Source organism: Collinsella sp. AF04-24 (assembly GCF_003465685.1).
GTDB lineage: Bacteria > Actinomycetota > Coriobacteriia > Coriobacteriales > Coriobacteriaceae > Collinsella > Collinsella aerofaciens_AP.
Map to the genome: position 1 here is coordinate 1 of NZ_QSBK01000030.1, position 8,585 is coordinate 8,585.

The window sequence follows — 8,585 nt, forward strand, 5'->3', positions numbered from 1 at the left end:
CTGCGGAAACGCGGGACCCGTTCAGGCTGTTGCGTTGAGATTGAAAATCAACCACCGGAAAGTTCGGTATCGCCAAAGGTTGCGGGTATACTAGTAGCGTTACACCAACGGCAGCCGGCGGAAAACGCCGCGGCCATTCGAAACGGAGACACCATGATTCCCGTCATCATCGGTATCGTTGTTGTCGTTGTGATTGTCTGCGCCATCGCTGGCATCTACAACAACATGGTCACCAAGCGCAATCGCATTGATAACGCCTGGCAGAACATCGACACGCAGCTGCAGCGCCGCAACGACCTGATCCCTAACCTAGTCGAGACCGTCAAGGGCTACGCTAAACACGAGCAGGACACGCTTGCCGCCGTGGTCAACGCGCGCAACGCCGCTGTGAGCGCCACCACGCCCGAAGCCAAGATGGAAGCCGACAACGTGCTGACCGGCGCCCTGCGCCAGCTCTTCGCCGTGGCCGAGGCTTACCCCGATCTTAAGGCGAACACCAACTTTACGCAGCTCCAAGCCACGCTCGAAGACACCGAGAACAAGGTGAGCTACGCGCGCCAGAGCTACAACGACTGCGTGCTTAGCTACAACAACGCCATCCAGACGTTCCCTGCCGTTATCTTTGCCGGCATCTTCCAGTTTAAGGAGCGCCAGGGCTTTGAGGCAGCCGAGGCCGCCCGCCAGGCACCGACCGTCAAGTTCTAACAAGTTGGCAACGCATCCTGAATCGGCTATATGCATAAACCGCTCCGTCGAATGCATACTTCGACGGAGCGGTTTCCTTTTTCGCGTAGGTCCCCCTCTAAGCGCCGTGCATTTTTGGGAGTATTCAACATAACCAAGAGCATCGGGCGCCATGACGAAGGCCAAAGACCGCGAATATCCCTGCAAATCAAGTGCTGTCGGCCCATAACCCCGCCTATTATTCGCGAAAAGCATCGACGAGCACGGATTTTTGCCCGAACGTCGGTATGCAGGGGCCTTCGATTGCAGAATACTCGCAAAAATGCACGTCGCCACCGCCCCCACATGGCACGAAGCAAAACAAAAGCGCGGCCTAAAAGGCCGCGCGCCATCTTTTTTCAGATCTATTTTGCCCGTAACGGCAGCGCCGAGGTAACGCAGGCCCGAGGACGCGCCGGAAAGGAAGGTCGCCCTCGGCCCGGACAGCTAAGACAGCTTACGCGACGGTGTAAACCCAGTTGTGCTTATCCTCAACAGCACCAGACTGGATGCCCGTCAGGGTCTCGCGGAGCCTCTTCATCACAGGACCGATCTCGGTGTAGCCAGCCGGGAAGGTCACAGTCTCGTCGGCACCGTAGACCTTGTTGTCGATCTCGCCGACCGGGGAGATAACGGCAGCGGTGCCGCACAGACCGCACTCAACAAAGGTGCCGGCCTTAACCTCGGCCCACTCGACGGGACGCTGGTCGACGGTCATGCCCAGGTCCTGAGCAACCTGAACGAGCGAACGGCGGGTGATGGAGGGAAGAATGGAGTCGGTGTGCGACTGCGGGACAACAAGCGTGCCATCTTCCTTCACGAACAGGATGTTGGCGCCACCGGTCTCCTCGACATAGGTGCGGGACTCGGAGTCGAGATACAGGTTCTCGGCATAGCCCTCGCGATGGGCCTCCATCGTGGGCTTGAGGGACATGGCGTAGTTGAGGCCGGCCTTGATGTTGCCGGTGCCGTGCGGTGCGGCGCGGTCGTACTCGGAAACGCGCAGCTTGACAGGCTTGAGGCCGCCCTTAAAGTACGGACCGACCGGGGTCACGAGAATACGGAACGTGTACTCAGGAGCGGGAGCAACGCCGATCACGTCACCGGAGCCGATCATAAATGGACGCACGTACAGGGTTGCGCCGGAACCGAAGGGCGGAACCCATGCGGCGTTGGCAGAGACGACCTGCTTGACGGCCTCGACAAACTTATCCTTGGGAAACGGGGGCATCTCCAGACGCTGGGCGGAGTTGTACATACGCTCGGCGTTCATGTCGGGACGGAAGCAGACGATGCTGCCGTCCTCGGCGGTGTAGGCCTTCAGGCCCTCAAAGACCTCCTGGCAGTAGTGGAAGATACCGCCGCACTCGGAGACGTGCAGGGTGTGGTCGGTGGTCAGGCCGCCCTCGTCCCACTCGCCATCCTTCCAATGAGCCTCGTAGCTGTAATCGGTCTTCATGTAGCCAAAGCCGAGGCTACCCCAATCGATATCTTTCTTCTCGACAGTCATATGTCGCTCCTTACATACGCGGTTGCATACTCGCGAACCCGCACGCAAGGACCGAAGCAGGCCGCGTCGCAACGTCGCATACCCGGAGCGTAGAGCCGGGCAGGACACGCGGGCAGCATCAAAGCCGATGGCGCGTCGATTCGCATGCAGGTGATTGTACTCCCCGCACGCCTTGGATAAAACGCTTTTCTTTAACTAAGTAAAGTATTTTCATTTGCCTTCAACACAAAAGGCCCGCCATCGAATCCGATGACGGGCCTTGGAATTAACATCCGAAAACAAGCTCGGACTAGGCGTTCTTTTTACCGAGCTTTGCCTTAACCAAACCGACCACGGTCGGAATGATCGACACGGCGACGATGCCTACGATCAGCAGCTCAAAGTGCTCCTGCACAAACGGAATGCCACCAAAGAAGTAGCCCAGCAGCGTAAAGACTGTCGACCAGGTAATGCCACCCAGCACGTTAAAGATGACAAAGTTGCGCCAGTGCATACCGCCCATGCCGGCGATAAAAGGCACAAAGGTGCGGATGAACGGGAAGAAGCGACCGAGGAAGATGGCCAGATGGCCCCACTTATCCAGGAAATCCTCGGACTTTTTGATGCGCTCGGGCGTCATGGCCTTTACCTTGCCCGAGGCGATGATCTTGCGGCCAAAGAAGTGGCCGATCATAAAGTTGCACTGATCGCCCAGGATGGCTGCGGCCCATGCGGTGGCCAGAAGCGCCACGATGTTAAAGCCGCCGTTATGGGCAAAGAAGCCCGAGGCAAACAGCAGCGAGTCGCCGGGAAGGAACGGGAAGAACACCACGCCCGTCTCGATAAAGATGATCAGGAACACGCAGCCGTAGGCCATGAGCGGGCCGGCGGCGATCCAGCTGGCGATCGCAGTGCGCGGATCCTTAAGCAGCTCGGCGATAAAATTGATGAAACCCATGAAGTAAAACCTCTCAGTTGTGGGCGCGGACACGTCCAAGTTGACCAGTATACGGTTGCGGCGCGAGCACGGGCCAAACCCCTCAAAAGTCTTACTTCATTACCAGCAAGTTTGCATAACTGACACCTGTCGCGCAAAGCCGCCAAGATTACCCTTCCTAATCCCTAGCGAATCGCTATACTTTATTGAATCGCATTGCCATGGCGCTAAGGGAGGGCGGCCGGTGAGCTTTATCAACACCATTCGCGAGGACATCAAGACCGTCCAGGCGCAGGATCCTGCCGCGCAAAATGGCCTGGTCATCTTCCTGTCCTACCCCGGCCTGCACGCCAAGTGGAATCATGTGCCCGAACACTGGCTGTGGGAACACGGCCATCGATCGCTTGCCCGTGTGCTCTCGCAGTTAACCCGCCATATCACCGGCGTCGAAATTCATCCCGCCGCGCAGATCGGCAAGCACTTCTTTATCGACCACGCCATGGGCGTCGTTATTGGCGAGACTACCATCGTGGGCGACAACTGCGTGCTCTACCAGGGCGTCACGCTCGGCGGCACCGGCAACGAGACCGGCAAACGCCACCCCACCCTGGGCAATAATGTCACCGTGGGCACGGGCGCCAAGGTGCTTGGCAACATCCACATCGGCAACAACGTCAAGATCGGCGGCAACTCGGTCGTCGTCAAGGACGTGCCCGACAACTGCACCGTCGTGGGCGTGCCCGGGCGCATCATCAAGCGCAACGGCTGCCGCGTGTTCGAGGAGAGCTTCGACGCCAAGCAGCATCGCGAGTACATGCCCGACGATGCCGCCGAGCAGAGCGCCCTCAACCGTCAGGGCATCACCGAAAACGCCCGTCGCGTTAAGGAACTCGAGCAAGAGGTGGCCGAGCTCAAAGCCCTCGTCGCCAAGCTCGTGGACGAGCGCTAGGGCCGCGGGCAACCGCCACAGCATGAACGCCAACACAAAAGGCGCGCCAGGGAATCCGCTCCCGGCGCGCCTTCTTTTCGATGTGACATGCGGGACTGACCCTTTGTCACCTTATGCGAACTGGCTTAGGTAGAGGTCGGCATAAGCGCCCTCGGCAGCCAGCAGCTCCTTGTGCGTACCCTGCTCGATGATATTGCCGTGATCCATGACCAGGATGAGGTCGGCATCGACGATCGTCGACAGACGGTGCGCGATCACAAAGCTCGTGCGCCCGCGCATGAGCGCATCCATAGCACGGCCGATGGCGAGCTCGGTGCGTGTGTCCACGCTCGACGTCGCCTCGTCCAGGATGAGGATCGCCGGGTTGTTGAGCAGCACGCGCGCGATGGTCAGCAGCTGACGTTGGCCCTGGCTGATGCTCTCGGCATCGTTAGCCACACGCGTGTCGTAGCCCTGCGGCATAGTGCGCACAAAGAAGTCGACCCGTGCGGCACGTGCGGCCGCGACAATCTCCTCGCGCGTCGCCTCGGGACAGCCGTAGGCGATGTTCTCGGCAATGGTGCCATCAAATAGCCAAGCGTCCTGCAACACCATGCCAAACTGCTGGCGCAGCTCGCCGCGGTCCATGCGGCTCGTGTCCACGCCGTCGAGGGTAATGCGGCCGCCGTCGATCTCGTAAAAGCGCATGAGCAGGTTGATGAGCGTGGTCTTACCCGCACCCGTGGTTCCCACCACGGCGATCTTCTGACCCGGCTCGGCGGTAAACGACACGTCTCGCATAAGCGGCTTGTCGGGCGAATAGCCAAAGCGCACATGCTCAAAAGCGATGCGGCCCTCCACCTTGCCCGGCAGCTTGGCGGCGGCCACCGGCAACGGATCGGCCTCCATCTCGGGCTCGTCGAGCAGGTCGAACACGCGCTCTGCACTCGCCAGTGCGCTCTGCAGCGAGTTAAAGGTAAACGACAGCTCCGTCATGGGCTCGGACGCCTCGTTGATAAATTGGAAGAACGCCTGGAACACGCCGACGGTCATATGCCCGGCAACCAGCATGCTGCAGCCCACCAGCGCGATCACGATCTGCGCCAAACGGCCGATAAAGCGCACCGCGGGGCCGACGGCGTTAATCATAAAGTCGGCCTTGGTGCTCACGCGCGCCAGCTCCTTCGAAGCCTCGTGCACCTCGGCAGAGCTCTGGCGCTCGCGGTTAAACGCACGGATCACCAGACGGCCCGAGTAGCCCTCCTCGACCGCGCTCGTAATCTTGGACACCCACTCCTGGCGCTCGCCCGTCACATCATGCGTGCGGCGCGACACGACCTTCGTCACCAGCAGCGAAAGCGCCGTAAAGAACAAAAAAACGAGCGTGAGCGGCACGCTAAACACGAACATCACGCTCACGGCGCCCACCACGGTACCGATCGACACCAGAATCTGCAGCAGGCCGCGCTGCATGCTCTCGGACATCTTGTCCAAGTCGTTGGTCGCACGGCTGACGACCTCGCCGGGACGATGCGCGTCAAAGTAGGCAAGCGGCAGACGGTTGAGCTTTTGTGCGATGCGGTTGCGCAGGCGCAGGTTGAGGCGCTCGGCAACGCTCGACATCAAAAAGCTCTGGAGTGCGTAGAACGAGGCGGCGGCGGTCCAGATCATAAAGTAGATAAAGATGGTCCTGCCGCAGTTCTCCCAGGTAATGCTGAAGGTAGCGTTGTTGGCAAACGCCAGCTTCATGTGCCCCCACAGCTCATCGATCACGCGGGCACTGTAAGCCGGCGCCGCGGTGTTAAAGATGGCATAGAACACGATACTCGCGAACACGATATAGAAGCGCCAATGGTCGCCGGCGGCCTCGCTCCACAGGCGGCGCACCGTCGCCCAGGTGTCGCGGGGCGTCTCGTCCTCGTCCTCGTCGTCAACGTCGCGCATGCGCTCCGCCTCGGCGCGGGCGCGCCCGTCCTCGGCGCGCTCGTTTTCCTCGTAGAGTGCCTGGCGGCGAGCCTCGCGCTCCGCCGCTGCCTTGGCGTCTTCCTCCAGGTCGGGCGTGGCGCCCGTCTCCTCGACTGTCTCTGCAGCCGCGGCGTCATCGGCGATGCTCCACTTCTTGAGCTCCTCGGTCATGCTACTCACCTCCCTTCATCTGCGATTCCGCGATAGCGCGGTACACCTCGCAGGTTTCCATGAGCTCGTCGTGCGTGCCTAGGCCCACGACTTCACCGTCTTTGAGTACCACAATCTGATCGGCATGCAAAATAGTCGAGATGCGCTGGGCGATGATGAGCACCGCGGCATCGCACGTCTCGTCCTGCAGCGCATGGCGCAGTGCCGCATCGGTCTTAAAGTCCAGGGCCGAAAAACTGTCGTCGAAGATATACAGATCAGCGTGCTTCATGAGTGCGCGGGCAATCGCCAGGCGCTGGCGCTGACCACCCGAGAAGTTCGTGCCGCCCTGGGCCACCGGCGTATCGAGCCCCTGGGGCTGGTCGAACACAAAGGTGCTCTGGGCAACCTCCAGCGCATGGAGCATGTCAGCCTCGGTCGCGTCTTCGTTGCCAAAGCGCAGGTTGCTCGCCACCGTACCCGAGAACAGCCATGCCTTCTGCGGCACATAGGCGATACGCCCGCGGATATCGTCTTGCGAAAGGTCGCGCAGATCGACGCCGTTTAGGCGAATGGCGCCCTTCGTGGCATCGTGGAAGCGAAGCAAGAGCTTGGCCACCGTTGACTTGCCCGAGCCCGTCGAGCCCACGATCGCGGTCGTCTGTCCGCGGCGGCAGGCAAAACTCAGGTTGTACAGGGTGTCCTCGTCGGCATCATCAAAACGGAATGACATATGGTCGAACACGGCCACCGTGTCGGCCCCATCTGCGGACTCAGGTGTCCCGTCGCCCAGCGTAGCCTTACCGTCCACGATGCTCGGCTCGATTTCGAGCACCTGCTGTGCACGGCTGAGGCACGCCGCGGCGCGCGGAAGCGTCAGCACCACCACCTGCGCCATCATCACAAAGAACAGGATCAGGATCGCGTACTCCAGCACGGCCGAGATGCTGCCGATTTGCATAGCATGGACGCCCACGCGGTTGCCGCCCACCCACAGCACCGCCACCTCGGCGATATTCATCAAAAAGAAGCTGGAGCTATCGAGACCCACAAACAGGTGGTTGACCTTGATGGCATTGGCTGCATAATCGCTAAACACCTCGTCCAGGCGCTGCTCCTCGTGGCGCTCCTTGTTAAATGCACGGATGACGCGCACGCCCACGATGTTTTCGCGCAGCACCACGTTCATGCGGTCGATAAAGCTCTGCAGGCGCATAAAGATCGGCGCGGCGTTGGCAACGGTAAAGACCGCCGCCACCAGCAAGATCGCAACGACCACGCCCAGCAGCGTGCCCATGGCAGGATCGATAAACCAGGCAAAGATGATGCCCGCCACGGCCAAGAACGGCACCGGTAACACCAGCTGAATCGTCTGCAGGATCGCTTGCTGGATCACGTTGATGTCGTTGAGCGAGCGCGTGATCATCGAACCCGTACCAAAGCGCTCAAAGTCGCTGGCGGACAGCTCGAGCGACTTATCGTAGATGGCGTTGCGAATGTCGCAGGCCACATTGGCCGCCAGACGGGCCGAAAGATAGCAGCCCAGCACCGCGCCGCCACTGGCCATGCCGGTCGCGATGAGCATATACACGCCGTTGCGCAAGATGTAGTCGATATCGCCCGTCGTGATACCAGTATTGACCATATTCGCCAACATTGTAGGCACCAGCAGCGTGCCGACGTTATCTATCAGCAGTACAAACAGCGTCACCGCAATCAGCCCGCGATACGGCCTCATAAATCTCATTAAGAGTCGCATGTCTCCCCTTCGCCCTTATCGTCAGCCTCGTTCTCGGCGGCCACTTGCCGTTTAAATGCCTCGCACTCTTCGTTAAGAACATGGGAGAACTTACCGACCAAGCGCATGATCTCGCGCTGTTCCCACGGCTCGAGCGCCTCGATTGCTCCGCTGGTATATAACAGGCTCTCCGTCAAGGTCGTCTTACCTGCGTCTACATGAGCAAGAATGCCAATATTGATGATTTTCATATGATTGTCCTCCATACAAGGCCCAGAAGGGCGCAAAAATCCCCAGCGACAAATACTTTTACCGCTGGGGATGATAGGTAGGACACACATGAAAACTGCGGCCAAGGCTGGCCGTTGTCTATCACGATATGAAATGAAAAGGCAAAAGTATTCTTAAATTGGGTACAAAAACCAAGCCCTCTCCTTGAGGACGTTTGTCTTTGTTCCCATTATCAAATTTTATTTAAGAATACCTTGCCGCATATTGATAAACTCCTTTGCTTGGATTTTTTTATAGTATAGCATATCAAATTCCCAAAAGCAACCCTGTTAAGATAAATTTTTTCTGTCACTGCACCTCCCTTGATTCTCCCTTGATTCTCATTTTCATTGCAACAGCCTCAGGACTCAGCGCAACGCGTTGC

General features: G+C 59.2%; 6 protein-coding genes and 1 pseudogene. 2 read left to right on the forward strand and 5 right to left on the reverse strand.

Features of this window, described 5'->3' with window-relative positions:
- The first annotated feature begins 153 nt into the window (after positions 1-153).
- Positions 154-705 carry a LemA family protein gene (locus DWV32_RS09665; RefSeq protein ID WP_089573514.1) on the forward strand — a complete coding sequence of 184 codons (552 nt, stop codon included), beginning with the start codon at positions 154-156 and terminating at the stop codon, positions 703-705.
- Positions 706-1,180: 475 nt separating this feature from the next.
- Here DWV32_RS09665 and DWV32_RS09670 read toward each other — a convergent pair whose 3' ends face one another.
- Positions 1,181-2,233 (reverse strand): branched-chain amino acid aminotransferase, encoded by a 1,053-nt coding sequence (locus tag DWV32_RS09670; RefSeq protein WP_117758006.1) that lies wholly within the window; start codon positions 2,231-2,233, stop codon positions 1,181-1,183.
- 289 nt (positions 2,234-2,522) lie between these two features.
- Complete coding sequence (locus DWV32_RS09675) at positions 2,523-3,170, reverse strand: DedA family protein (protein WP_117635597.1); 648 nt, start codon at positions 3,168-3,170, stop codon at positions 2,523-2,525.
- Positions 3,171-3,393: 223 nt separating this feature from the next.
- Between DWV32_RS09675 and cysE the strand changes: the two genes are divergently transcribed.
- Positions 3,394-4,098, forward strand: a complete 705-nt coding sequence (gene cysE / locus DWV32_RS09680) for a serine O-acetyltransferase (protein WP_117635598.1) — start codon at positions 3,394-3,396, stop codon at positions 4,096-4,098.
- A gap of 111 nt (positions 4,099-4,209) precedes the next feature.
- Here the strand turns inward: cysE and DWV32_RS09685 are convergent, their stop codons facing one another.
- The 3 genes and pseudogenes from DWV32_RS09685 to DWV32_RS09695 form a co-directional block, all read right to left on the reverse strand.
- Complete coding sequence (locus tag DWV32_RS09685) at positions 4,210-6,213, reverse strand: ABC transporter ATP-binding protein (protein WP_199577007.1); 2,004 nt, start codon at positions 6,211-6,213, stop codon at positions 4,210-4,212.
- A 1-nt stretch (position 6,214) separates the two neighbouring features.
- Positions 6,215-7,939, reverse strand: a complete 1,725-nt coding sequence (locus tag DWV32_RS09690) for an ABC transporter ATP-binding protein (RefSeq protein ID WP_233540453.1) — start codon at positions 7,937-7,939, stop codon at positions 6,215-6,217.
- A gap of 149 nt (positions 7,940-8,088) precedes the next feature.
- Positions 8,089-8,181 (reverse strand): annotated as a pseudogene (locus DWV32_RS09695) (GTP-binding protein); the annotation flags it as partial.
- Between the last annotated feature and the right edge of the window lie 404 nt (positions 8,182-8,585).